General features: G+C 39.8%; 21 protein-coding genes. 12 read left to right on the top strand and 9 right to left on the bottom strand.

Annotated elements, in window-relative coordinates:
• Positions 1-98 precede the first annotated feature (98 nt).
• Positions 99-488, bottom strand: a complete 390-nt coding sequence (locus tag JIG41_RS03420) for a hypothetical protein (RefSeq protein ID WP_199524259.1) — start codon at positions 486-488, stop codon at positions 99-101.
• A gap of 237 nt (positions 489-725) precedes the next feature.
• Here JIG41_RS03420 and JIG41_RS03415 point away from each other — a divergent pair, with 237 nt between their 5' ends.
• On the top strand, positions 726-1,319 hold the full coding sequence (locus JIG41_RS03415; protein WP_036969635.1) for a phospholipid-binding protein MlaC: 594 nt from the start codon (positions 726-728) through the stop codon (positions 1,317-1,319).
• A 256-nt stretch (positions 1,320-1,575) separates the two neighbouring features.
• The gene (locus JIG41_RS03410; protein ID WP_036969633.1) at positions 1,576-2,913 is read left to right on the top strand and encodes an ankyrin repeat domain-containing protein; all 1,338 of its coding nucleotides are present in this window, start codon (positions 1,576-1,578) and stop codon (positions 2,911-2,913) included.
• Positions 2,914-3,194: 281 nt separating this feature from the next.
• Here JIG41_RS03410 and JIG41_RS03405 read toward each other — a convergent pair whose 3' ends face one another.
• The 5 genes from JIG41_RS03405 to JIG41_RS03385 are packed head-to-tail and all read right to left on the bottom strand — an operon-like array spanning position 3,195 to position 6,734.
• On the bottom strand, positions 3,195-3,656 hold the full coding sequence (locus tag JIG41_RS03405) for a DUF2069 domain-containing protein (RefSeq protein ID WP_036969630.1): 462 nt from the start codon (positions 3,654-3,656) through the stop codon (positions 3,195-3,197).
• Positions 3,653-4,207 carry an NAD(P)H:quinone oxidoreductase gene (wrbA, locus tag JIG41_RS03400; protein WP_036969628.1) on the bottom strand — a complete coding sequence of 185 codons (555 nt, stop codon included), beginning with the start codon at positions 4,205-4,207 and terminating at the stop codon, positions 3,653-3,655. The genes JIG41_RS03405 and wrbA overlap by 4 nt, the downstream gene beginning before the upstream one ends.
• On the bottom strand, positions 4,207-4,554 hold the full coding sequence (gene arsC / locus JIG41_RS03395) for an arsenate reductase (glutaredoxin) (protein ID WP_036969622.1): 348 nt from the start codon (positions 4,552-4,554) through the stop codon (positions 4,207-4,209). The genes wrbA and arsC overlap by 1 nt, the downstream gene beginning before the upstream one ends.
• A 55-nt stretch (positions 4,555-4,609) precedes the next feature.
• On the bottom strand, positions 4,610-6,067 hold the full coding sequence (locus JIG41_RS03390) for a M48 family metalloprotease (protein WP_036969619.1): 1,458 nt from the start codon (positions 6,065-6,067) through the stop codon (positions 4,610-4,612).
• A 1-nt stretch (position 6,068) separates the two neighbouring features.
• Positions 6,069-6,734, bottom strand: coding sequence for a hypothetical protein (locus JIG41_RS03385; protein ID WP_036969618.1), 666 nt, complete (start codon positions 6,732-6,734; stop codon positions 6,069-6,071).
• 367 nt (positions 6,735-7,101) lie between these two features.
• On the opposite strand from JIG41_RS03385, the gene JIG41_RS03380 reads away from it, so the two are divergent.
• Complete coding sequence (locus JIG41_RS03380; RefSeq protein ID WP_036969615.1) at positions 7,102-8,169, top strand: AI-2E family transporter; 1,068 nt, start codon at positions 7,102-7,104, stop codon at positions 8,167-8,169.
• A gap of 118 nt (positions 8,170-8,287) precedes the next feature.
• Positions 8,288-10,558 carry an aminotransferase class V-fold PLP-dependent enzyme gene (locus JIG41_RS03375; protein WP_036969612.1) on the top strand — a complete coding sequence of 757 codons (2,271 nt, stop codon included), beginning with the start codon at positions 8,288-8,290 and terminating at the stop codon, positions 10,556-10,558.
• 261 nt (positions 10,559-10,819) lie between these two features.
• On the opposite strand, the gene JIG41_RS03370 is transcribed toward JIG41_RS03375, so the two are convergent.
• Positions 10,820-11,854 (bottom strand): LacI family DNA-binding transcriptional regulator, encoded by a 1,035-nt coding sequence (locus tag JIG41_RS03370; protein ID WP_036969611.1) that lies wholly within the window; start codon positions 11,852-11,854, stop codon positions 10,820-10,822.
• A gap of 349 nt (positions 11,855-12,203) precedes the next feature.
• On the opposite strand from JIG41_RS03370, the gene pgi reads away from it, so the two are divergent.
• The 4 genes from pgi (at position 12,204) to JIG41_RS03350 (ending at position 19,566) form a co-directional block, all read left to right on the top strand.
• Complete coding sequence (gene pgi / locus JIG41_RS03365) at positions 12,204-13,850, top strand: glucose-6-phosphate isomerase (protein WP_199524258.1); 1,647 nt, start codon at positions 12,204-12,206, stop codon at positions 13,848-13,850.
• Between the two features lie 269 nt (positions 13,851-14,119).
• Positions 14,120-15,592 (top strand): glucose-6-phosphate dehydrogenase, encoded by a 1,473-nt coding sequence (gene zwf / locus JIG41_RS03360; RefSeq protein WP_036969609.1) that lies wholly within the window; start codon positions 14,120-14,122, stop codon positions 15,590-15,592.
• A gap of 5 nt (positions 15,593-15,597) precedes the next feature.
• Positions 15,598-16,308 (top strand): 6-phosphogluconolactonase, encoded by a 711-nt coding sequence (pgl, locus tag JIG41_RS03355; protein WP_036969607.1) that lies wholly within the window; start codon positions 15,598-15,600, stop codon positions 16,306-16,308.
• A 609-nt stretch (positions 16,309-16,917) separates the two neighbouring features.
• Entirely contained in the window at positions 16,918-19,566 is a 2,649-nt protein-coding gene (locus JIG41_RS03350) for a TonB-dependent receptor (protein ID WP_199524257.1), read from the top strand.
• 33 nt (positions 19,567-19,599) lie between these two features.
• Here the strand turns inward: JIG41_RS03350 and JIG41_RS03345 are convergent, their stop codons facing one another.
• Positions 19,600-20,613, bottom strand: coding sequence for a cupin-like domain-containing protein (locus JIG41_RS03345; RefSeq protein ID WP_199524256.1), 1,014 nt, complete (start codon positions 20,611-20,613; stop codon positions 19,600-19,602).
• A 62-nt stretch (positions 20,614-20,675) separates the two neighbouring features.
• On the opposite strand from JIG41_RS03345, the gene JIG41_RS03340 reads away from it, so the two are divergent.
• The 3 genes from JIG41_RS03340 to JIG41_RS03330 all read left to right on the top strand — a co-directional run bounded on the left by JIG41_RS03340 (position 20,676) and on the right by JIG41_RS03330 (position 23,393).
• Entirely contained in the window at positions 20,676-21,380 is a 705-nt protein-coding gene (locus tag JIG41_RS03340; protein ID WP_199524255.1) for a SapC family protein, read from the top strand.
• A 146-nt stretch (positions 21,381-21,526) separates the two neighbouring features.
• Positions 21,527-22,231, top strand: a complete 705-nt coding sequence (locus JIG41_RS03335; RefSeq protein WP_036969596.1) for a SapC family protein — start codon at positions 21,527-21,529, stop codon at positions 22,229-22,231.
• 127 nt (positions 22,232-22,358) lie between these two features.
• Complete coding sequence (locus tag JIG41_RS03330; protein ID WP_199524254.1) at positions 22,359-23,393, top strand: isoaspartyl peptidase/L-asparaginase family protein; 1,035 nt, start codon at positions 22,359-22,361, stop codon at positions 23,391-23,393.
• A gap of 118 nt (positions 23,394-23,511) precedes the next feature.
• Here the strand turns inward: JIG41_RS03330 and queF are convergent, their stop codons facing one another.
• Complete coding sequence (gene queF / locus JIG41_RS03325) at positions 23,512-24,357, bottom strand: NADPH-dependent 7-cyano-7-deazaguanine reductase QueF (RefSeq protein WP_036969589.1); 846 nt, start codon at positions 24,355-24,357, stop codon at positions 23,512-23,514.
• A 59-nt stretch (positions 24,358-24,416) separates the two neighbouring features.
• Between queF and syd the strand changes: the two genes are divergently transcribed.
• A complete protein-coding gene (syd, locus tag JIG41_RS03320) occupies positions 24,417-24,956 on the top strand; it encodes a SecY-interacting protein (RefSeq protein WP_118844162.1) in 540 nt (179 codons plus the stop codon).
• The last annotated feature ends 311 nt before the right edge of the window (positions 24,957-25,267 follow it).

The following is a 25,267-nucleotide window of genomic DNA, read 5'->3' as shown; positions in this document are numbered from 1 at the left end:
GTCAGTACCTTTGCTTTTCAGCAAGCTTGTGACGCATCATTACTGTGATATGAGATACATGATAATAAAATAAAGGCATCAATTTTGATGTTTATACATTAGCTCGTCTTGACTTCAAGGGAGCGTCCATATATGTCATCTAAAATTGAGACGCCTATACCAAACTCAACTGACACCGGTATACCTTTAACATTGAACACGGGGTATTGAATCACGGGTGACATTGCTAACACTACGTTAGTTTGATGATTGTTTTCTTTACCGTATTGCCAAATGTTAAAACTCGATTCGAAGTATAAACGGCCGTACTTGAGTGGTAATTTCTCGCTCGGGATATGATATTGGTAGGCTAATTTAATGCCTTTCACGTCGCCTTCACCTTGAATATAATCAATTGCATAACCATGATTTGAAGCTGCATAAAGCGGGCCTGCGAACAAAGCCGTTGCGCAAAGTATGAGGGTTTTTAATTGATGCATTTTTTTCATATCGGTACTTCTCTTTGTGACTGTGAGAATGTAGATAAGGGCAGGGGGGAGCCGTTTTCAATGTGCGAAAATACACAGACGCTGTGCAGGCTCGTGGTTTTAGAAGTAATTATATGAAAATGCTAATAAAAACTAATTGGTGTCATTTTGGCATTAAAAAGGTGTCGTATTGGTTCTTTTTCTTTGGGGTAGTAATCGGTATATTAGCGAAAATTTTTTGATCCAGAAGCACACACAATGACCAGATTAGTTAATTCATTCTTGCTAATTGCAACACTCTTTACGGCCAGTGTAAGCGCCAGTAATGTGAGTTCGCCAAAGCAGTTATTAGAATCAGTAACAGCCGATTTATTTGTTGATATCGCCAATGTGAATGCCAAAGGTGATGCAAGCCCTGAAGCAATGAGCAGTATTGTAGAGCAACGTTTACTGCCACACATGGATATTAAATTTGTATCTTACAAACTGCTAGGTAAGCATATTAAAGGTTTACGCCGCGAACAGGCTGTTGAGTTTATTGCTGCTGTTGAGCATTATTTAACGGTGACTTATGCGGGTGCGCTTATGAAGTACACCGGCCAAAAAGTTATTTTCGATCAATCTCAGTTAGTCGATGGTGATTATGCAACAGTGAAAACGCAAATTGTTGACGATAATGCCCCAGCCATTGATTTACACTTTAAGTTGCGTCAAGGCAAAGACAAGCAATGGAAAGTTTACGATATCGTTGCTGAAGGTATTTCGCTCTTAAGTGCAAAGCAAAAAGAAGTATTGCAACGCATTAGCCAAGTAGGCATCGACCAAGTAACACACGAATTAGCCAGTAAATAAGTTTATATAGTCTCCAACCAAGCAGTGTGCTCCGTGTGTGTGCCACTGCTTTTCTATTTTCTTTAAAAATCACCTACTTTGCGCTAGCACCTCGTACCCTCTGTGGTAGAATCAAGCTACTTTTCTTATTAACCTAAGTATCTGTCAAGATACTCGTTTTTTGGTCGCAATATTAAGCTCAGTGTCAGTTATATTTTGTTATAACTGAGTGCTTAATAAGACCTCGAATAATGTGCAGCGGAGTTGTGTTTTTTTAATGGAAAATGTACTGATTTGGCCGAAGGAATACCCGTTACTGATCAAAGGATTAGCTGAGCAAAACGGGGCTTATATTTTAGATGCTTTAGAAGCTTGGCCTGCATGTCGTTCAACAAATGAAGATGACGGTGTGTGCACGACGGTTCTGCCACCTATTTATTACCTTACTTGGTTAACACCGCTTGAGCCTTTTGAAGAGTGCTACTTTCAGCATATTTCTGAGTTTGATGAATCTGCGCAGCACTATATAAATGCAATGAAAACGCATTTTCTAGACAACGATTACACCCCAGAAAGCCTTGTACTTATGCTCTGCCAGCGTCTTGAAAAATACGCCAGTGCATTTGCGCAATCAGCGGTTAAAACACCGATTACACTTATTCACCAGCTATTCAATCGTCGCTATTTTACGGTGATTGAGCATGTGCTGAATCAAGGTGCAAAAATGTCTGCACAAGACGTGCTTGAGCTGTGGACTGAAGTGGATTTTAGAGATCGTCTTAGTGGCTTTATCCCTGAAACGGTTGCTGACCTGGAACATTTAACCAGCCTTGCAGCAGATAAAGTCGCGCAAGGGGAAGACTACTTTACGTTATTGAAGTTGGTCTCGCCAGACGTTGATTCTGTCGCGTTACTTGAGCAAGCGCTGTTAGCGCATTTAAGTCATGAAAGTGCAAAGCAAACAATGGCAAAGCGCTTTATTGAGCAAGGGGCAACAGGCACACTTGCTGACGAAAACGGTAAAACTGCGTTTATGTGGGCGATAGAAAAAGGCTACGTAAATGTTGTTGAAACGATACTCGAACATCAAGATAAAACGCGACAAGATAACAAAGGTAATACCGCATTACATTATGCCGTGTTTGCCCAAAGTGAACCTTTGTTAGTGTTTTTGTTAAAATCGGGGTTTGATTTTCGTGTCCGTAATAACGAAGGTTTAAGTTGTTATCGCTTAGCCGTCAGTATAAAAGCAGATAACTTGGTAAAATGCCTAGAGCGCGATTTTGGGATTAAAGAGCTTTCACCAGAAGGGCAGTTCGAACGTGTGAAAAAAGTGCATTTGCTGCATGCCATCGTCACTTTGCTTTTCCCTGTGCAGTTGTTCTTCTTTTTTGATGATAGCATTGCTATAAAAAGTGAATTAACGCTGAGCTTTACCTTGCTTGCCATCATGTGCTTTTTCTTTGCAACGAGCTTAAAGCGTTGCGCGCTTTACCCACATTTACGCCACCCTTGGGGACTCTTTCTACTGCGTATGTTTTCGTTGTTTAGTTTGGTCGCACAAGTTGGTTTGGCAAGCATTGTGGCATTAGCGACACTTTCAGAGCTTGTTTAATACCATTAATTCGTAATAATACTTAATCATTTTGAGGGTTTAACCTGTCGCTATCTGCGTTAAAAATTGCTGATTTACGACTGCATGGATGCAGGAGGTAGAGCAATGCAGGAGCCATTGCCGAGAACAACTAAATAACGATTTTTTTGCTTTGTTATCAGCGACGTTTTAGCCTCAACACTGCTCATTTAATTAACCGAATTGAATTGGGATAAGTACAGAAGTGTTGAGTTTCCGCTTTTATTTCAATAAAAAAACGGCAACCTTGGTTGCCGTTTTTGCTATTTTTTAGACTCGCTTTCGTGGGCGGCTTTTTCTTCTGCTAATTCTTCTTTGAGCTTACGAATTTTCAATCCTAACTCTTGCCCTCTATGGCGTGCATAATAAGTGCAACCAATAAACATGAGGCTTGCAAAGGTTAACTCAAGTAACACCCAAATAAGCTGATCTTGGGCTACCCAAAGCAAGGTAAAGCCATGTATAAAATAGAACATGACAATAAAGTTAGCCCATGCGTAGGTGTAGGGCTTGTCTTGAATAATTCCTTTTAATGGCAATAGCAATGGCACAATATAAACAACAAATATAAATGCGTTGCTGTGGCCTTCTCGTGGTGCAATTAAAAACAACCAAATTGGCATTAAAATTAATAAACCAATGTAACCAATTAATGCAAAACGTTGAAAACGCTTTGTAATCGGCTTTTTGGCTACAGGGTGGTTTAACTCAGACTCTGAGCTCATTGTAATTTACTCGCAATCAGTGCCAGACGTTTTCCAACACTCTGACAAATTTTTATTTCGTCTTTACTTAGAACATTGCTGTTATTACTACCCGCGACATGTGTTGCGCCATAAGGCGTACCCCCTGTTTCGGTGCCAAGCAGTTCAGGTACGTCATAGGGAACACCAAGCAACATCATACCGTGATGTAACAGTGGTAATGATAAATTAAGCAGTGTGGCTTCGTTTCCACCATGCATACTACTTGATGACGAGAAGACACAAGCAGGTTTATCAATCAGCTGGCCTTTAAGCCATAAATCGCTGGTTGTTTCCCAAAAGCTTTTTGCTTGTGAGGCCATCATACCAAAGCGTGTAGGAGTGCCAAACGCAAGGCCATCACAGTTAATCAAATCATCTTTACTGATCACGATGTCGTGCGGTTGACGTTGTACAAACGTACGCAATAAGGCGTTTGCCCCTTGCTGCTCAATGGCATCGCAAATCTCATGAGCCATGGCTTCTAAAGAACCATGGCTTGAGTGGTATAAAACAACAATATTGGTTGTCATTAAAGCACGCTTAATACGTTTTCAGGTGGACGACCTAGGGCTGCTTTGTCGTTATTTACAACAATTGGACGCTCAATTAATTTAGGATTAGCAACCATTGCAGCACGCAGTTTGCTTTCATCTTGCTCGTTCTTTAAATCAAGTTCTTTATAGATATTTTCTTTGGTGCGCATTAATTCTCGCGCAGAAGAAAAACCAAGCTGGTCTACAAGCGTTGCGATTTGCGCTTCATCTAGTGGCGTTTTTAAGTATTCAACCACGGTAGGTTGTACGTTATTGCTTTCGAGTAGGGCAAGTGTCTCACGTGACTTTGAACAACGTGGGTTATGATAAATAGTAACAGACATGGTGTGTTCTCTAAATTTATGAATTTGGTTTATTTTAGGGCAAGCGTGGCGAGACTTAAAGTCTCGCTAGTTCTTTTTGCAGTTGACGATATTGTGTTAGAAGTGCTTTTAAGCGTTGTTGCTTAACGAGCTCTTCAGGCTCAACAAAATTAAGCGCTTTTTGAATTTCGTCAGCGGCTTTTAAATAGGCTCCATACTGGGCAAGTACATCGGCATTTGCTTCATGATATGACGCCATATTTTCTTGTTTTTTATAAACAGAGGCAATTAATTGCTTCCCTAAGTTATGTTCTGGCTTTGCTAATAAAAACGATTTTAAAATACGCTCAGCGAGTTCGTATTGTTCTGCTTCAATTGCTGCATTTGCGTAGTTTAGGGTAATTACTTGATTGTTTGGCCTATCAACATCCAGTTTTGCTAAATACGTCACAGCCTCAGCGGCTTTGCCTTGTGCAATAAGTAAATCAGTGTGGGTGTCGATATAAAATAGGTTTTTAGGGTCTTCCTTCAGTAAAGGCTCAAGAATATTGGCTGCTTCATCCAGCTTTTTTTGATCTAACAAACTAATGCCTAATCCGTATTTCAGTGCGGTGTTGTGTACGGTATTTTCACGCATTAACTTACGAAATAAGTCTTCAGCAGCTTTTGATTTCTGGTAATAGCGAGCAATAACTCGGCTTTTTGCTAAATTGAACTCGAGGCTGTCTTCGAAATGTTTTTTTGGATATTGCTCGGCACGTAGGCGAACATCAGACACCCTGCTTTCAGGTAATGGGTGAGTTAACAAAAACGCCGGTGGCTTATACTTGTAACGAATTTGTGCAGCCAGTTTAGTTAAAAACTCACTCGATTGGCGCGGATCGAAGCCGGCATTATTGAGTGTTTGCATACCAATACGGTCAGCCTCTTGTTCTGCAGCTCGGCTGTGTGTTAGTTGGCTAAATGCCGCTTGTGTTTGGTTAGCTGAAATAATAGCAATACCGGCATCGGGAGCAACGACGGTTGCTAAAATACCAGCAATCATACCGGCAATGGTTAAAGCATTATTGTCTTGTTGTTGTTGAATACGACGCGCTAAGTGGCGTTGTGTTACGTGTGCAATCTCGTGACCTAGTACCGAGGCAAATTGACTTTCATTATCGGCTTGTGCAATGAGACCCGTGTGTACACCAACATGACCACCGTAAAAAGCAAACGCATTTATTTCGGGGTTGTCGATCCAAAAAAATGAAAAGGGGAAACGCACATCATTGGCATTGGCCACTAATCGACGGCCTAAAGTGGTGAGGTATTCATCAAGTACCGGATCAGATACGACAGGGGATGAGCCGCGAATTTGCATCATCATAACTTCGCCGATTGCTTGCTCTTTTTCAATCGGCAATGCTTGCAGTGCTGAGGTACCTAAATCTGGAAGCTTAAAATTTGTTTGTGCCTTCAACGGCTCACTATGCAGTATCGAAAACGTTAATAATGCACTGCATAGTGTAATAAAGGCTGATTTTATTCGCATTTTATTCCTTGTTGATTTGTTCACCTAGCATGACTTTGGCTATATCAATTTCGTCGCTGCATGCACGGCTATCTTTTTCGCACAATTGATAGAAATCTTTTATTGTGACTCCATCTAGCTTAACAACGTTCAACTCCCGTTGTAAAAAAGTTATGATTTTATGCACAACTTTATGAGCATGAAGGATCAGTGCTTTATCTGCTTTATCGCCTCGTTCAAAGTAAAATGCAATAAATTTATGTAGCTGATTGATACGAATCAGATTTTTCATAGTATGTGGATCCCACACACGAAACTCCATAAAGCGATTATCTTTAATATACTGATCGACCGTGACATCTTTTGCATAAGGATAAGCCCACAGCTCGAACCCTCGGTCCGTGAAGCTTTGGTGCAAAGCAAGGCGCGGCTTATTATTACACACTATTTCGCCTAATTCTGTTTCGTGTCCATCAAGTATATCAAGATTCCAATTTCGCGGGTCGATAAGCCGCTTTACTGCATTGTCAAAACCATGATCTAAAATACCTTCCGATTCGCTGACCGAAGATGCCACCATGTGATAAAATGGAGGTAATTCCCCCCAGTTTATTTGTTTTTTAAACCAATTAATCTCTTTAAGAGTTGGATTCGCTGGTAATTGCGCTTTATTATGCGAGCCAGGCATCGTGTTTCCTTTACTATCCGGTATCCGATAAGGATAAACTATTGCTTTGCGTGTTTTAAGAAAAAAATGATTTATTACTCATTATAAAGACTTATTTTTTAATGAGTGCTGTGATCTAATACTTATTATTCATATAAATTACGTAGTTGATTCGTTATGTTGATGTGTGATTTGCGGCCATTTAAATGCCCGCAACAGTTTATTCAGTTTAAATTAGGGTTAAATAAGGCAGTATCTGCCAATCAATCAGTTACTTTTACATTTAATGCTGCTGAGTCGAGTGAGGATATGCAGCGATTTTTAGAAAAACATCATTACCATTTTAAAATTGACCTAAAATTAGGTGTACTCATTGTGGAGCCAATTCGTGTTTGAATATGTAAAAGCTTGGTACGAAAATAAATTTTCCGACCCCCATTCGGTCACCTTATTGTTGCTGCTAATTGCAACGGTGGCGCTGTTTTACTTTTTTGGCTCTCTTATTGTGCCGGTGTTGGTTGCGCTGGTCATTGCATATTTACTTGATTGGCCTGTTGTTCATTTAGAAAAGCTAGGCATGAAGCGCTTTACGGCCTCTATTTTAGTGATGCTGTTATTTAGCGGTTTGATGATCATGATTTTAATTGGAATGGGGCCTGTACTTTGGCAGCAAACCAGTAATTTAGTGCAAGAAACCCCCTACATGATAGAAAAAGGGAAAGCACTGCTACTACATTTACCTGAAGATTACCCCAGTTTAATTACCTCTGAACAAGTTAAGTCGATAGTCAGTAGCGTTGAAGCAAAAGTGATTGAATTTGGTCAACTTGCGCTGTCGGTTTCGTTAACGTCGTTAAAAGATGTGGCTGCTTGGCTTATTTATCTGATTTTGGTGCCACTGTTAGTTTTCTTTATGCTTAAAGACAAGCAAGAATTAACACAAAGTGCTGAACGATTAATTCCAAAACAACGCCGCCTTATTATCCAAGTATGGCAAGAGATGAATCAGCAAATCATGAATTACATTCGTGGCAAGGTGTTTGAAATTTTAATTGTCGGTACTGCTTCATTTATTGCATTTGCGGTGCTTGATTTACGTTATGCAGCATTACTTGGCGTTTTAGTGGGCTTATCGGTGCTTATTCCATTTGTTGGCGCTGCTTTGGTGACGATTCCGGTTGCGGCTGTTGCGCTATTCCAATTTGGTTTAGAGACCCAGTTTTGGACAATCCTTATTATTTATGGGGTTATTCAGGCGCTCGATGGCAATGTGTTAGTTCCGCTGTTATTTTCGGAAGCTGTTGATTTGAATCCTGTATTTATAATCGTTGCGGTTTTATTTTTTGGTGGCTTATGGGGATTCTGGGGCGTGTTTTTTGCGATACCGCTGGCATCGCTTGTTAAAGCACTAATTAATGCCTGGTCATCAAAGCAGGTCGACCTTACTCCTAGCTAGCTTAGTATTAAAAGCTATATAAAACGCACTTTACTGACTAATTGATTATTATAATTTACACGTGAAAAATGTAAAATAGGTTATAAGATATATCTTTTAGTAATATGGTGCGTTTTTCATGGCAAATTTTTTTCTTCCAGACGATGCTAATCAGCAGATTTATTTAGATGCAAACGCAACGACACCGGTACTTCCTCAAATTGCAGATGTAGTGTCTCATACAATGCAAGTCTGTTTTGGTAACCCATCGAGTTCACACATCACAGGTATTCAAGCAAAATATCTATTAGAACAAACGCGAAGCAAAGCACGTGATGTGATTGGGGCGTCTGATGGCGACATATTGTTTACCTCGGGAGCAACCGAAGGTATTCAGACTGCTGTTGTATCGACATTAATAGCGGCAAAAAATCATCAAATTGAAAATCCAGTGCTGCTTTATGGCGCCACAGAGCACAAAGCGGTTCCAAATACACTAAAGCACTGGAACAATGTGCTGGATATTAATGCGCAAGTGTTGGCTATTCCGGTTGATAAATACGGCATTTTAGATCATGAGTTCATCCGCAAGCATGCTGCAAATGCTCTAATGATCTGCACTATGGCAGTCAATAATGAAACGGGTGTGTTTCAAGACTTAGCGGCTATCGAGCAAGTGATCCGCAGTGAAAACACGCGCGTCGCTTGGATGGTCGATTGTGTTCAAGCTTTAGGTAAAACCCGTTTGGCTTTAAGCCAAACCACAATAGACTATGCGCCTTTTTCTGGCCATAAACTGTATGCACCCAAAGGCATTGGGGTGCTATATATTCGTAAAGGCAGTGCATACACTCCGTTTATTGCCGGTGGTGGTCAAGAAAGCGGCATGCGCTCTGGCACAGAAAACTTACCGGGTATTGCTGGCCTGAACGAGTTGTTTTCGTTATTGCTTGATAAAGATAATCACACCTTTAAACCACTAGAGCAGTTACATGCTTTTCGCAAGCAGCTACATGAAGCACTGATTGATACGTTTGGCAGTATTACGTTTAATCATGAATTTGAGTATTCAGTGCCAACGACATTAAATTTTGCTGTGAACGAATTAACCAGCAAAGAGGTGATGGACTTATTTGATGCTGCGGGTATTCGTGTTAGTGGTGGTTCTGCGTGTAGCTCTGGTGCGAATCGCAGCTTTGTACTTGATGCAATGGGCGCATCTGATTGGCAGAGTGAAAATGCAATTCGGATGTCATTTGGTCCAGCGGTAACCGAGCAAGAAATTAATTATGCCTGCGATAAGATCCGCTCGCTTAAACCTATTCTTGAAGCAAATTGCTTGGTGGTTTCGGACAGCACTTCACCTCAACAAGAGGTCTGTGCAATTGGTTTGACTCAATTGCGTCATCAAGCGGCTTGTTGTTGGTTATACGTTGATAGCAATAAGCACGCAGTTGTGATTGATCCAATTATTGAGCTGATACCGCGAATGGCTAAAATTGTCGCAACACAAGGTTTGTTAGTTAAAGCTATTTTAGATACACACAAACATCAAGAACGCTTATCTGCTCGCTGTTTACTTGCTAAAGAACTAGCAGAGCAGTACGTAGGCAATGAAACAGACGAATTAGGCTGGCCTGTTAATGATGAAACAATAGCACTTAATACCGCGCGTTTACGTAAAGTCGCGACACCGGGTCACAGCCAAGACAGTGTGAGCTATTTACTCGAAAATAGCCTAACAAATGATGTTAGTTATTGTTTCTGCGGTGATTTAATTCTTCCTGGTGGGTTAGGTAACACAGTAATTAGTGGCAGTGATACGGCACAAATGGTGCAATCATTAAAATCTCTCGCTACCCTGATTGATGATACTACGCTAATTTGCTCGGGACATGATTACCAGCAATGCTTTGCGATGGATTGGCATGCACAAAAAGCGACGACTCCTTTATTAGCGACGTTGCTTAATGGGCAGTTAAGTGAGGCTGAATTTATTGAATTAAAGCAGCAAGCCGATCAACAAAAGCAGCACACAAGTCACCCATTGTGTGGTTACGTTGATGTGCTTGAAAGCACGCCAATGAAACAGCTTACATCAACGGATGCCAAAGCTATGTTAGGCGATCAAGCAACCTATTTGATTGATACCCGTGAACCTTACGAACATGGTGTGGCTAATCTTGCTGAGGTATTTAATGTTGAGAACGCGAAAGTTATCAATATTCCATTGAGCCGTATGGCAAATGCGATAGTGCAAGGACAACTCGATAAAGCGAAAAATTATATTTTAGTGTGCCGCAGCGGTAATCGCTCAAAGCAGGCTGCAAATAATTTATCGCAATTAGGGTTTGAACATGTTTATAACTTGAATGGCGGACTCGCACTGATCAATTCCAATCAGCAATAATACTTAATTTTTGAGGAATTAAACCTGTCGCGACCTGCGTTAAAAATGCCTAATTTACGACTGCATGGATGCAGAGCAATGCAGAAGCAATTGCCGAGAACATCTAAATAACAACATTTTTGCCTTGTTATCAACGCGGTTTTATTGCCTCAAAATAGGCCACTGAATTAAGCGAACTGGTATTAGCGCGACACAGCACCATTGAGTTATAAAAAACAAAGCCGCTATTTATAGCGGCTTTTGTATAGTTGATGTGTTTTATCAGGAGGCGCTGTTAGGCCCTGAGCTTTCACGTATCACCAACGAAGGGGTGAATGTGGTAATAATGTCTTTATCTTGATTGCGCGCACCACGTGTTTTTCTGAATAACAGGCGCGCTGCATGTTGTGAAATCACATCATTAGCCTGATGCGCGGTTGTTAGTTTAGGCCATGTTTGGCGCGAGAATGGTGAATCCTCGAACCCGGTGATTGATAATTGCTCTGGAATTTCAATTCCCATTAGCCGAGACGCGAACAACGCACCGGCTGCCATTTCATCGTTTCCGCCTAAAAGCGCAGTAATTTTCAGTGGGTTGTTCTCACCAAGTAACGCTTTGGCTCCTTCAACGCCTGATTCAAATGAATATTGGCCTTCATAAACCAGTGCATTGTTGAGCGTGATGTTGTGATCTTTTAGCGCAGCTTGATAGCCTTCTAAGCGCTCAGTGGTTGACTTATGCTCTTTGTCGCCGCATAAAAAGCCAATGTTTTTATGACCAAGCGATAATAAATGAGCAGTAATTTCATACGCAGCTTCATAATCGTTCACATAAATACACGTATCTTGGTCTTCGTCTGTAGGGCGGCCAGATAATACACGCACATAATGGATACCCATTTCATCGAGCATATCAATAATACTATTTTGCTCGGATAGTGGGGGAGTGAGGACTAAACCAGCTAAACGAGAGCGTTTTATCATGGTCTTAAAATCTGCTTCCATATTGCTGTCGGTGTAGCTACATGGGTGGATTACAAGTTCATAGCCCTCTTCTTTACAACGAGATAAAACCCCATTTTGCATATCGATAACGTAATAGGCATTCGGGTTGTCATACACTAAGCCGACAGTGAAAGAAGATGTACCCGCAAGATTTCGAGCTGCAAGATTAGGTTGGTAGTTAAGCGTATTAACAGCGTCCATCACGATGTCATACGTTTTTTTTCTGACCGATGGCTCTTTATTGATCACTCGCGAAACGGTTTTCATAGAAACACCCGCAAGTTTAGCTACATCATTTATGGTTACTTTCATACGGTTACTTTATAGTTCGTTATAATTGTATTATAATATTACTCGAAAGATGTGCTCCTGCACGCTTTTCTTACTTAAGTACATTAATATTTAATATAAGTTGTTTAGTGTATCTAATGTTCTACCAAATTAGCAGTAAAATAATTGAGATAATTTTTATGATACCGGTGTCAAAAGAGAAAAATTGCGCTATTATCTCGACTATAAAATGTAAAAGTAGAACATTGACAGCGTTGTCATTTTAACTTAGTGTTATTTTACTTCGTGTTTTTAGTTGCTGTCTTTATTCTAAATTAATAAAAAGATAGTTTTAAATCAGTTTGTTGTAAGTTTTTAGGGGATTATGTTTATGAGCAGCCGTTCGCAATTAGCTAGTTGGCAAGCACTGTCAGAAAGTGCAAAGAAGATGAAACAAATTCATCTTAAAAATTTATTTGCCGAAGATAGTGCGCGTTTCGAACAATTCTCTACTCAAATCCCAGGCGTATTATTTGATTATTCAAAGCAACATATTGATAAAACGGTTTTTGAGCAGCTCATTTCATTAGCCAAAGAGTGCAATGTGAGTGCATGGCGTGAAAAAATGTTCAGTGGTGAAAAAATTAATATCACTGAAGATCGTGCCGTACTTCATACCGCTCTTCGTAATCGTGCAAACACGGCTATTGTGGTTGATGGTGAGAATGTGACCGATGCAGTCAACGCAGAACTGGCTAAAATGAAGACCTTTGTAAATAAGGTGCGCAGCGGTGAGTGGCGTGGTTACACTGGCAAAGCAGTGAAAGATGTTGTCGCGATTGGTGTCGGGGGTTCTAACTTAGGACCGCAAATGGCAACTGAAGCATTGGCCGCTTACGCTGACGATACGTTAAACGTGCATTATGTATCGAATGTTGATGGTGTACAGATTGCATCTGTTTTAAAAGAATTAGACGCAGAAACCACGCTTTTTGTGATTTCTTCGAAAACATTTACTACGTCAGAAACGATGACGAATGCTAAAACGGCTGTTGAGTGGTTTTTACAAGCGGCAGAGGCAGAAACGCATATCGCTAAGCACTTTGTAGCAGTGAGCACAAATTTAGAAAAAACAGCTGCATTTGGTATTGCTGATGAAAACGTATTCACAATGTGGGATTGGGTCGGTGGTCGCTTTTCTTTATGGAGTGCGATAGGATTACCAATCGCGTTGTACCTAGGCTTCGACGCGTTTGAAGCGATATTAGAAGGTGCGTTTGAAGTTGATGAGCATTTTAAAAATGCTGACTTTGAAACTAATATTCCTTTATTAATGGCACTTTTAAGTGTGTGGAATACAAGCTTTTTAGGTCATACGTCGCACGCTATTTTACCGTATGATCAAGCACTGCATATGCTACCTGCGTACTTACAGCAAGGCGAAATGGAAAGTAACGGTAAGCATGTTAACTTTGCAGGGGACACTGTACCGTATACAACAGTTCCAATCATTTGGGGTATGACAGGTATTAATGGCCAACACGCATTTTACCAATGTTTACACCAAGGTAATGTGATTGTGCCTGCTGACTTTATTGCGTCAATTGAGCCGCAAGTGAATGTTGGCAAACACCATGATATTTTATTATCAAACTTCTTTGCACAAACAGAAGCCATGATGGCCGGTGTCGATGCAGAGCAAGTAACAGCAGATTTGACCGCGAAAGGTAAATCTGAAGCCGAAATTGCAGAATTACTGAATCATAAGATTCATCAAGGCAATCGCCCAACAACGTCAATGCTACTAGACAAAGTAGATGCAAAAACAGTGGGTCGTTTAATTGCGCTTTATGAGCATAAGATTTTCTGCCAAGGCATTATTTTAGAAATTTGTTCATTTGACCAATGGGGCGTTGAACTAGGTAAAGGACTTGCCTCTAAAATTGAAGCTGAATTATGTGATGACTCAGTGAGCCATCCTCATGACAGCTCAACCAACGGATTGATCGCTTACTACAAAACACATCGTAAGCAGTAACAGATTCGCAGCATTGCTGCAAAAAAAATACCTTTGAACGGGTAGCGCTGGAGTTCTTAGGGCCTGTATTTTTGTGAGAGGATTTACAGAGCCCCTAAGACTCATTTACTTCAGCACACTATAAGAATAATGAGTAAGCTACTTACAAAAAAATTCAACAGGCTTTGTTAAGGGAACCTGCTAACACGGCCAAATCATCCGTATAACAATACGCACTGCCATACAACATGAAGTGAACTAAATGGCATTGCCAATGTAGAGAGTGATATATGCTAAATCCATTTGATATCGTAATTTTTGGGGGCGGTGGTGATCTTGCGTTACGCAAATTACTTCCTGCCATGTATCGCGCTTATCAAGAGGGCAACCTTCCTCAAGGTTCACGTATCCTTCCTACCGTACGTGAGCAAAGCAAATGTGAAGAATACATAGAAACTGCGCACAAAGCATTACAAGACTTCTTAGGAAAAGGCGAGTTTAACGCAAAAGACTGGAAAGCCTTTTCAGCATATTTAGTACCCGTTGTCTCTAATGTGACAGAAGCCGATGATGACTGGGATAAATTAAGAGATATTTTAGATGAACACGATACCGACAAGTCTCGTGTTTTTTATCTTTCGCTTCCTCCTGCCGTGTACGGTAGTTGTTGTGAAATTTTATCTAAAAAAGGGCTTATCACGGAAACTTCACGTGTTGTTGTAGAAAAGCCAATTGGTTATTGCGGTGCGTCTGCAGAAGAAATTAATGCCAAAATCGCTGAGTATTTTACTGAAGAGCAAATTTTCCGTATCGATCATTATTTAGGTAAAGAAACCGTACAAAACTTAATGGCGCTGCGTTTTTCAAATTCATTATTTGAAAATATGTGGGATGCAAAGTCTATCGACAATATTCAAATTAGCTTATCTGAAACTGTGGGTCTTGAAAGCCGAGCTGGTTTTTATGATAAAGCAGGTGCTTTGCGTGACATGGTACAAAACCACTTGTTGCAGTTACTTTGCTTAGTGGCGATGGAGTCACCAAATAAATTAACAGCGAATAGCATTCGTACTGAAAAATTAAAAGTACTTGAATCACTGCGTCCATTGGTTGCAGAAGATGTTGATGCAAATATTGTTCGAGGACAATATGTACCAGGTAACCTTGACGGTAAAATCGTCCCTGGTTATTTAGAAGAGTTAAACGAAGGGGCAAGTAAAACAGAAACTTTCGTTGCTATTCGTGCACACATTGACAACTGGCGTTGGGCGGGTGTGCCATTTTATCTTCGTACAGGTAAACGCATGAAGAAGCGTTGTGCTGAAATTGTCGTTGAATACAAAAAAGTATCGCACAATGTGTACAGCGATAAAGTCGGAAATATTGAGCCGAACCGCTTAGTGATCCGACTACAACCTGAAGAAACAATTCAGTTAACCTTGATGTCGAAGCGTCTTGATAACCTTGAAATGCAATTAGAGCCTGTGACAATGAACATTGAATTATCACAAGCTTACAGCAATGGTTTCCATTCTGATGCCTATAAACGTTTAATGTTAGATGCAGCAGCAAATAATCCATCACTTTTCATCCATCGTGATGAAGTTCGTCAAGCGTGGAAATGGATTGATCCAATTATCGAACGCTGGCAAGAAAAAGGGGCACCATCGTTATACCGTGCAGGTAGCTGGGGCCCAGAAGATGCAGATGAGCTACTCGAAGAAAATAACCATGTATGGTTTAACACTGGCGACAAGGCATAATTAAGATGGCTACAATTGTTGAAAAATTCTTTGCAAGCAAAGACGAATTAACAGCTGAGCTTTCAGCAAGTTTAGAGCAACGTTTAGTTGCAGGCATTAAAGATGATGGCCGTGCTGTATTGATGGTATCGGGTGGTTCTTCACCTGCACCTGCGTATAAGCATTTATCTAACCTTGATCTTGATTGGCAAAATATTGATGTTGCAATGGTCGATGAGCGCTGGGTTGATGCCTCACATGACAAAAGTAACGAAGCATTTATCAACAGCACCTTATTGCAAAACAAAGGCGCAGCCGCTAATTTCATTACAATGAAAAATGATGCGTTAACAGCACACAATGGCGTTGCTCAATGTGAAGCTGCTTATCAGACATTAAAGCGCCCATTTGATGTAACCATTTTGGGAATGGGGCCAGATGGCCATACTGCATCGTTGTTTCCACACGCTGATGGATTAGAGCATGGGCTTGCCACTGATGATTTGGTGTGTGCAATAAATGCGATTGAAAGTGATGTGACAGGTAAAATTACTGAAAGAATGACATTAACGCTTGCAGCGATTGCTCATTCAAAAGTGGTTAAGCTGTTGATCAGTGGTGAAGAAAAACTGGCTGTATACAAACAAGCGAAAGAGGGTGGTGATGTTGCAGACATGCCACTTAGAGCAGTTCTTAACCATCCAACAATTAATATTGAAGTTTATTGGGCACCTTAGTTTCTAATCAACATCTCTGTATTTAAAGCGAGCTTAGGCTCGCTTTTTTGTTTCAATAACAAAATATAAAAACGATAGACATCGTAAGAATGACTCGTTATACTTAAAAATGACAGCGATGTCATTGATATTGATTTTTATTACCATAACCCTTGACTCTTTCTGCCCTGAAAAAAGTTAACATTTCTTTTCCAGTGACAGTGCTGTTCCAAAATAGAACGTTTTTTTAATTCTAACATATTGTAAAAACAGTGGTTTATTATAACTTTTTGTTATGGTTAATAAGTGGTCACTGGCAAGTTAAGCTTACAAAAAAGTCCAAAAAATGATGTCAATTTCACAAAGTTATCATTTGTGACTTGTCATCAGCCTCATTACTCATGTTATATTTGCGCCGTTTAAATGTAACAATTCTTAAATATCTAATAATTAATTTTCTTCTATATCAATAACTTTGTTTATTTGTTGCCAATTTTTTGCACAAATTCACCAAAAAGATGTAGCACAAATGTAATTTAGAGTGTATGGTTTGTTACTAGATGACAGCGTTGTCATCATCACTGGGCAGAAGTGATATAAAAACCAACAAAATGATTCAAGGGGAATCCTGTGTTAGCTAAAAATTTTAAGAAAAGCTTATTAGCAGTTAATATCGGTCTTGTAATGAGTGCCGGGTTCACTGGCGCTGCATATGCAGCTGATGAAACAAAAGTTCAAGAAGACGTTGAAGTTATTGAAGTACGTGGTATTCGTGCTTCAGCTAAATCTGATATTAATAACAAACGCTTTGCCAATGCTGTAGTAGATTCAATCACGGCTGAAGATATTGGTAAATTTCCAGACAAAAATGTTGCCGAGTCACTTTCACGCATTACTGGCGTAGGTGTAAGCCGTGAGTTTGGTGAAGGTGAAAAAATTACGGTACGTGGTTCAGATCCAACTAAAAACCGTACGTTATTAAATGGTCAAAACGTTGGTACTGCAGATTGGTTTATTCTAGATAATCCTTCGCGTAGCTTTAACTTTACTATGCTTCCTTCCTCGCTTGTTAGCAACTTAGAAGTATATAAGTCACCAGAAGCACGTTTAGACGAAGGTTCAATCGGTGGTACAGTTATTCTTCATACTCGTAAACCTCTAGACTTAGATGCAAATACGACCTATATAAATCTTCAGAGTCAATATTCAGAAACATCTGAAAAACATGACCCTTTAATTGAAGGTTTATTTTCTTGGAAAAATGAAGATGAAAAGTTTGGTATCTTAGTTTCGGGTTCTAAATCAGATCGTACTGTGCGCCGTGAAGGTTTTGAAGTTCTTGGTTGGGATGCGCAAGATGATGGTACGTATACACCACGTACCATGGGTGTACCAGTATTCCGTCAAGATCGTGAAAGAACAACATTTTTTAGTGCAATTCAATTTGCGCCATCCGATTCATTTAGTGCGACTCTAAATATTTTAGATTCAAATATGGATGTGAATAACACAAACTCAAACTACTTACTTATGAATCCAGCATCTAACGCTACTTTGAGTTACGAAGGAGCTAATGCTGTATATGGTAGTGGTGGTACTGATGTTCGCTGGAATCATATAAACCGTATTTCAAGCACCGACACTAACTCAATTCATTTAGATATTGATTTTGCGACCGATTCTTTCAATATGAACGTTGAATTAGGTACTACTGAAGCAGAAGGTGGTACTTTGAATGAAACGTCTTGGGAGTATGGTGGGCAAGGTAATTACAATTTCGATTTAACGGGAAGCACACCTACAGTTAATGCAGGCATCGATGGTACAGATCCTTCTAAATTTAACGGTGGTTGGATTTGGGGGGGGAATAAACCTACTACAGATGAAGAATCATATGCTCAAGTAGACTTTGATATTCCAGTAGATATGGGGGCATTTACTGCTGTTAAAGTGGGTGTTAAGTATCGTGATCAGAAGCGTACTCAAGATAGAGAAGCTTACAGTTGGCATTGGGGTTATGCAAATGATGGTGTAAGCCCTAACTACATGACTCAAATCATTAGCACTGATTGTCCTACTTTGGCTAAGTGTGATCTTGCTTTAGGATCTGATAGTGTAGGTGCTGATGTTGTTAATGGTGATATTACACAGCAATTAACACATAACAGCGCTAAAATGCTTGAACTTGGCTTAGGTCCAGACGCATCATATGCTGCACATAAAGTGCTAGGTGAAATATTTGAGGTTGAAGAGAAGAAAACATCATTCTATTTACAGGGTGATTTCTCTGGTGATGATTATCGTGGTAACCTAGGTGTTCGTGTCGCGAAGACAGAACAAGACTCTTCGGGCTACTTATTCTCTTCGGATTCATCTGGCCTATTAACAGTTGATAACCCAGGGTTAAACCCAGATTTAGTTCCGTCAACGCTTGAATGGGTAACTGAATCTCGCAGTTATACGGAAATTCTTCCTAACTTTAACTTGTCATATGATCTAGCGGAAGACCAAATTGTGCGTCTATCAGCGGCAAGAACGATGGCTCGTCCTAACTTCTTTGATATTTCACCAATTACCGCACCTGGCGATTTAGAGGAAGATAACCCAACAGCACAAGCGGGTAACCCTAATTTAGACCCTCAATTAGCAAATCAGTTTGATGCTGCATGGGAATATTATTTTGATGATGCATCACTTTTTGCCATTACGCTATTCTACAAAGATATTGAAAGCTATCAGACATCAGGTACATACAATCAAGATTTTTATGACCAAAAAACTGATAAATGGGTTACTGCTAGAGTTACACGTCCTGAAAATGGCCCAGGTGGTACAACAACAGGTTTAGAAGCTACATTGCAGTATGATTTAGGAAGTGGTTTTGGTATATCAGCTAACTATACTTACACAGATGCAAATAATGATGGCGAACGTGATGTTAATAACCCAGGTTCAGGCTTAGTTTTGGGGGCATCTGAAAATATGTTAAATGCTTCGGCATACTATGAAAGTGACTTATTCTCAGTTCGCGCGATGTATAACTACCGCACTGAATGGTACAAAGGTTTACACTCTTCAGGCGCAGAGCTATGGAATGATGACTATGGTCAACTAGACTTCAGTACAACTGTAAATGTCACCGATAATATTTCAGTTGTTTTTGAAGGTATTAACTTAACTAATGAAAAAGTGGTTGAGTATAATACAAGTAAAGACCGTGTTTTATCAATTTATGAAAATGGTCGTCGATTTGTATTAGGTGCGAATTTCCGCTTCTAATATTAATAGTTAAAAATAAAAATGCCGCTAACTTTAGCGGCGTTTTTGTTTGTTAATTCTTTTTATTATGACTTCTTCAATATCTTTTATATCATCCTTGCTTGCTGATAATATTCCATTGTAATTATTTTTTTCATAAGTATTTTCATCATTATTGAAGATGTAATAATTAAATATAGATTGCCATCCGGATTTTTGTTTTTTTGGCAGGTTTCTTATCGTTAATAATGTGTGTAGTAAACTATCAGAAGGTTGTTGAGTCGTATTTTTTAATAAAAAATCATCCTTCCACCAATAGTTAACTAGCATATTAAATTTATCTTTAGCTTTTACATTATGCCACCATAAAGGAGGGATATATAATGCCTCACCAGCTTGTAAATTTGCTGTAACTATTTGATTTTGGACAGACTTGAATTTAGGAAACTTATCTAGATCTGGGTTTTCAAAATCGACTAAACTTATTGCTGGTCCTGTGATTGCGCGGTCAATCGGTGCTAGATACAAAGAAGAGATAGCATGCGTTGGGAGTAAATAAAAAGTTCTTTTACCACAAAGGTTTAGTGCTATGTTGTGCTCTGTGTCATAGTGCCCAGGGACTGTGGTTTCGTTACCTAACCAAATTCCAGGTGTAATACTTTCTAAGAAATCAGGTGATGGATTAAGGGTGCTAAAATTTGGCAGGCATTCAGATAATAATGCACTTTGAATCGCGACTCTATCGATATCAACCTTGTTGTAATCAATAGTCAACCTTTTTAAAACTGATTGCAAGGGTACTTCATATTTAGTAAAAGTATGATTGTTAAAGCTCTCATCAGAGTAACCGATTATTCCATTGTGTTCTTTTCTAATTAATAATGTATCTACATTCACATTATTGGCTTGCGACATTAGACTTCTTAAAAATTTAAGTGGCGACTCTTTCGCTAAAGAAATGCAAGGCCAATCACTAAAAAGATTTGTTATAATTACAGGCTTTTCTGATGATTCTAAATGGCTTTTAAGTTGGGTTGTGCTTTCTGCTTTTATTCTGTTTAATTCCATGCTTTTAATGGCCGATAATACATGTTAATTTAAAATTAATTATAACAATTAAAGAGCGAGTTATGTCAGAGGTTTATGAAATTTTTAGTGTGGATCAGCATCAAAATTATCACATAGATATTGATATATATTATCCCCATATTGCGTCGCAACATGTAATTAATGTGATACCAAGTGAATTGGCTAAGGTTGCCCTAAATTTTCCCATTTGTTTTATGAAGTCATCCAATAATGAAGAACGCTTCTTAATGGTTGCTGTATTAGGGCTTGAAGCGGGTAAAAATGTATTCATGAAAAAAGGGAAATTTGATTCGATTTATATACCACAACATATTTCAAAGTACCCATTTTCACTAGCTAAAGGGGAAAATGGCGATGTAATGATGGCCGTAAACTCGTCAGCCTTAAATGATGAGCAAGAAGGTATAGCGCTTTTTAATGCTAACGGCGAACCATCAGATTATTTAAGATCGAAACAAGCCCAACTTAAAAACATAGCAGAACAAGAAGCGATGTCAGAATACTTTTTAAATAAGTTACGTGAATTAGGTTTATTGGCAGAGTTTCCGTTTAAGTATGATCTTGGTGACGGTAATAAAAAACAAATCTTAGGACTTTATGCGGTAGATCGCGACCTTCTTAAGTCTTTAGGTGATGATGACCTTTTAATGTTGCAAAAAAATGGCATGCTAGAAGCTATATATGCGCATTTAATGTCACTTGGACAATTCCAGCGCCTAATAAACCTTTCTGCTGATGCCATCTAAAAAGTTGTAGTGTATTTTGTTACCAGTGGGTTGCTTGTATTGCTACAAACTGCCACAAAATTTTCACTTCCTTTTTGTTGCCAAAACCTATAGGCTTTGGGCACTAACAGCAAAAAACATATTATAAAATTTAATGGAGCAGTATCATGGCGGAGCAACAAGTACAGCCTTTACATAACGAAAAACATGCCAACACTAAAATTCAAAACGGCATCAACATTGAGTTCATGAAAACTCAGCATTTAGTTCCTGTGGTTGCACACGAATTTGCACGTATCGCAAATGAATTCCCAATGGCATTTGTTAAAAACAACGAGTCAGGTCAATTTCAAGCCGTTGCGTTATTTGGTCTAGAGCCAGGTGAAAACCTTTTCATTCAAGACGACAAGTGGACAGCTGCATTTGCACCAATGGCAATGACTCGCTACCCACTGGGTCTTGTTAAGCACCCAGAAGCTGATCAATTTGGCATCGTTATCGACGAAGCAAGCCCTTTAGTTAGCGAAGAAACTGGTAATGCACTTTTCGAAAATGGTGAAGAAACTGAGTACCTTAAACGTCGTAAAGAAGCGCTTGTTTCTTTCATCGAGTTTTCTCAAGTAACTGAAGCATTCACTAAATACCTTGCAGATAAAGAACTACTTGTAGCACAAACGCTAACAGTAGAAATCAAAGGTGAGAAGAAAGACATTAACGGTATCTACCTTGTTGATGAGAAAAAACTTAACTCATTAAGCGATGAAGAGTTCTTAGACCTTCGTAAACGTGGTTACCTAGCACCTATCTACTCTTTCTTAACGTCTACTCATCAAGTAGCACGTTTAGCGCGTTTAAAAGCGGCTAAAGCTTAATTTTAAACAGCAAACAGAAAAGCGCCATTAGGCGCTTTTTTTGTTTCTTTCGTCGGTTAAAGCTTGAAAAACAGTCGTAAATTATTCACATTGGGCTTACAAACTACACTCAATTTAAGTGCCCACTATGCTAAGAACATTACTCACTTCAGTCGTTGCATTCAGTGCGTTAACGACAAGCACGTTTGCTTACTCAGCAGAGCAACCATTCGCTATTGCCATTCATGGTGGAGCGGGAACCATCGAGAAAAGCCGTTTTACCCCAGAGCAAGAAAAAGCCTACCGTGCAAAATTAAAAGAGGCGGTTGAAACAGGCTATTCTGTGTTAGAAAAAGGCGGAGAAAGCTTAGATGCCATCACTGCGGCAATCAATGTACTTGAGAATTCACCTTATTTTAATGCAGGGCGTGGTGCGGTATATACCTACGACGGGACACACGAATTAGATGCGTCAATTATGGATGGCCGTTCTCGTCAAGCCGGTGCCGTGTCAGGTGTAAAGCATATTGAAAATCCCATTAATCTAGCGCGTTTAGTGATGGAAAAATCGGTGCATGTGATGTTAAGTGGCCAAGGAGCCGAAGAGTTTGCAAAAACTCAGGGCATGCCATTGGTTGAAAATAATTTATTTGATACCGAAAACCGATATGAAGCTTTACTAAAAGCCAAAGAAAAACTCGATAAAGAGAAAGTGACCAGCAAAGATTACCAAGCAGCACATAAAGCGTTACCTGTTAATTACAAAATGGGCACGGTTGGTGCCGTTGCACTAGATAAAAATGGCAACATTGCGGCAGGTACTTCAACGGGGGGAATGACAGCTAAACGCTTTGGACGCGTTGGTGATGCGCCTGTGATTGGTGCGGGCACCTTTGCCGAAAATGCATCGTGTGCTGTGTCGGCAACCGGCCATGGCGAGTACTTTATTCGCTACAACGTTGCCGCAGATATCTGCGCACGTGTGAAATACCAAGGTAAAACGATTGCTGAAGCGGGTAACGAAGTCATCCACGATGTATTAATGCCTGTTGGTGGCACTGGCGGTGTAATTATTATTGATACGAAAGGCAATATTAGTTTGCCGTTTAATACTGCTGGCATGTATCGCGCGAGTAAATCAAATACAACACCAACGTATGTTGCGATCTTCAACGATGAGTAACGAAGCTGGGCTGTTAAAAAAGAAATCGACGCGTTAATCTCTTCTGCAATGCTGCTTAACGATTAGATAAGCAATAAAAAACCGAGTTTTACTCGGTTTTTTATTGCTTGAGTTCTGCTTATTGGCGATTAATTTTCACGTTAAAGGGGGTTGCGTCTTGATTCGTCGAGCGATAAGGATTGATATCTAAACCACCTCGGCGTGTATAGCGAGCATACACTTCAAGCTCATCAATGTTTAAGTGCTGCATTAAGTCACAGTAAATACGCTCAACACATTGTTCGTGGAACTCATTGTGAGTTCTAAACGAAATCAAATACTTTAATAAGGCTTCGTGACTGATTGCTTGGCCTGTGTAACGAATGATCACGCTGGCCCAATCTGGCTGAGAGGTGATTAAACAGTTCGACTTTAAAAGGTGGCTGTGTAAGGTTTCAGATACCTTTTCATCATGGCTATGGCAAAGCGATGTTGCATCAATGTCATAACTTGAGATTTCAATATCGAGATCATCAATACACTCACCCGGTAGCGCACTAAATGGTAAGCAATTATGATCATCTGCACGATACAAAGTAACGTTCACGTTTGCATTCACCGCCGCTGACAAATCGCGTGTAAGTGCTTGGTGCACTTCTTCAGTCGATGCAAAGCGAGTTTGGTTAAAACTATTCAAATAAAGCTTGAATGACTTTGATTCAATAATATGACTACTTTGGCAAGGAAACACGAATGTAGCGACAGCAACCATCGGCTTACCTTTACTATTTAGCCATGATAATTCATAGCCTGTCCAAATATCTTGGCCCTTAAAAGGTAAGTTATCTTCGCTCACACCGAGTGCATCGCGGTTTAGTTTACGGGCAATAGGAAACAACAAGCTAGGTGTATAGGTATCAACATAGTCCGTTGACTTACCAAGCACGCTGTTTTTCAGTTCGGGGGAGTTGCTGTAATCTGTCATCTTTACACTTTTGTGGTTACAATAACGGCATTATACCTAAAGCTAATGAGTTTCGCAGTATGTCTGTTTCTTCAAAACTGGATAAGTTACACCAAGCATTTAGTGAAAAATGCCTAGAGCGTACAGGAAAGCTTCCTGTCATTGAACATGACACCGCTTGGCCAAGTCCTTGTGAACACGGTGAAGTGGACGAGCAAGGTTTAATTCAATGGCGTGCCGTTGCGCAGCAGCCAGCAGGTTCTTTAGATGACCTAGCCAGTGCACTTGAGCTTCGCTTCCCTGAAGGGTTAAATGCGTTATTTGGTCACCTTTATGCAGGCAACGTGCTGTTAAATATAAACGATCATCATATTGAGTTATTACAAGCATGGAATGAAGACGATTTTAGCCGCCTGCAACAAAATATTACCGGGCATGTGCTTATGAAACGTAAGTTAAAACAGCCTGAGACCGTATTTATTGGCCTCACAGAGCAAGATGATTTGCTGATTACGGTGTTAGTTGAAAACGGTCAGGTGTGTTTAGAATACGTTGGCAAAAAACCGCACCATGTACTTGCTAACAGCATTAGTGAGTTTTTAGATATGGTAACGGTTTAATACCAACCTGCAATAATACTTAATCATTTTGAGGGATTAAACTTGTTGCTACCTGCGTTAAAAATGTCTGATTTATGACTGCATGGATGCAGAGCAACACCTAAATAACGACATTTTTGCCTTGTTATAAACGCGGTTTTATTGCCTCAAAATAGACCACTTAATTAAGCCCCGAATTCAGATAATAAGTGCACCACTCATGGTTAAACGGTGAGAAGAGATCAACTGCCTGTTGGTGGTACTCTGTAATCGCCAAAAAACAAGAGTAGATACCATGAGTTACAAGCAGTTGATCGAAGGGCAAAGATACC

It is taken from the genome of Pseudoalteromonas sp. bablab_jr011 (assembly GCF_016464045.1).
Lineage (GTDB): Bacteria > Pseudomonadota > Gammaproteobacteria > Enterobacterales > Alteromonadaceae > Pseudoalteromonas > Pseudoalteromonas lipolytica.
This window is presented reverse-complemented; position numbering and strand designations above follow the sequence as displayed.

What these genes read in the sequence shown, in the direction of transcription:
- JIG41_RS03370 (WP_036969611.1), bottom strand. Translation starts at nt 11,854, where the DNA reads ATGAAAGTAACCATAAATGATGTAGCTAAACTTGCGGGTGTTTCTATG.
- JIG41_RS03410 (WP_036969633.1), top strand. Translation starts at nt 1,576, where the DNA reads ATGGAAAATGTACTGATTTGGCCGAAGGAATACCCGTTACTGATCAAA.
- JIG41_RS03340 (WP_199524255.1), top strand. Translation starts at nt 20,676, where the DNA reads ATGTCAGAGGTTTATGAAATTTTTAGTGTGGATCAGCATCAAAATTAT.
- pgi (WP_199524258.1), top strand. Translation starts at nt 12,204, where the DNA reads ATGAGCAGCCGTTCGCAATTAGCTAGTTGGCAAGCACTGTCAGAAAGT.
- JIG41_RS03415 (WP_036969635.1), top strand. Translation starts at nt 726, where the DNA reads ATGACCAGATTAGTTAATTCATTCTTGCTAATTGCAACACTCTTTACG.
- JIG41_RS03345 (WP_199524256.1), bottom strand. Translation starts at nt 20,613, where the DNA reads ATGGAATTAAACAGAATAAAAGCAGAAAGCACAACCCAACTTAAAAGC.
- JIG41_RS03335 (WP_036969596.1), top strand. Translation starts at nt 21,527, where the DNA reads ATGGCGGAGCAACAAGTACAGCCTTTACATAACGAAAAACATGCCAAC.
- JIG41_RS03390 (WP_036969619.1), bottom strand. Translation starts at nt 6,067, where the DNA reads ATGCGAATAAAATCAGCCTTTATTACACTATGCAGTGCATTATTAACG.
- JIG41_RS03420 (WP_199524259.1), bottom strand. Translation starts at nt 488, where the DNA reads ATGAAAAAAATGCATCAATTAAAAACCCTCATACTTTGCGCAACGGCT.
- wrbA (WP_036969628.1), bottom strand. Translation starts at nt 4,207, where the DNA reads ATGACAACCAATATTGTTGTTTTATACCACTCAAGCCATGGTTCTTTA.
- JIG41_RS03375 (WP_036969612.1), top strand. Translation starts at nt 8,288, where the DNA reads ATGGCAAATTTTTTTCTTCCAGACGATGCTAATCAGCAGATTTATTTA.
- JIG41_RS03385 (WP_036969618.1), bottom strand. Translation starts at nt 6,734, where the DNA reads ATGCCTGGCTCGCATAATAAAGCGCAATTACCAGCGAATCCAACTCTT.
- JIG41_RS03330 (WP_199524254.1), top strand. Translation starts at nt 22,359, where the DNA reads ATGCTAAGAACATTACTCACTTCAGTCGTTGCATTCAGTGCGTTAACG.
- syd (WP_118844162.1), top strand. Translation starts at nt 24,417, where the DNA reads ATGTCTGTTTCTTCAAAACTGGATAAGTTACACCAAGCATTTAGTGAA.
- queF (WP_036969589.1), bottom strand. Translation starts at nt 24,357, where the DNA reads ATGACAGATTACAGCAACTCCCCCGAACTGAAAAACAGCGTGCTTGGT.
- zwf (WP_036969609.1), top strand. Translation starts at nt 14,120, where the DNA reads ATGCTAAATCCATTTGATATCGTAATTTTTGGGGGCGGTGGTGATCTT.
- arsC (WP_036969622.1), bottom strand. Translation starts at nt 4,554, where the DNA reads ATGTCTGTTACTATTTATCATAACCCACGTTGTTCAAAGTCACGTGAG.
- pgl (WP_036969607.1), top strand. Translation starts at nt 15,598, where the DNA reads ATGGCTACAATTGTTGAAAAATTCTTTGCAAGCAAAGACGAATTAACA.
- JIG41_RS03405 (WP_036969630.1), bottom strand. Translation starts at nt 3,656, where the DNA reads ATGAGCTCAGAGTCTGAGTTAAACCACCCTGTAGCCAAAAAGCCGATT.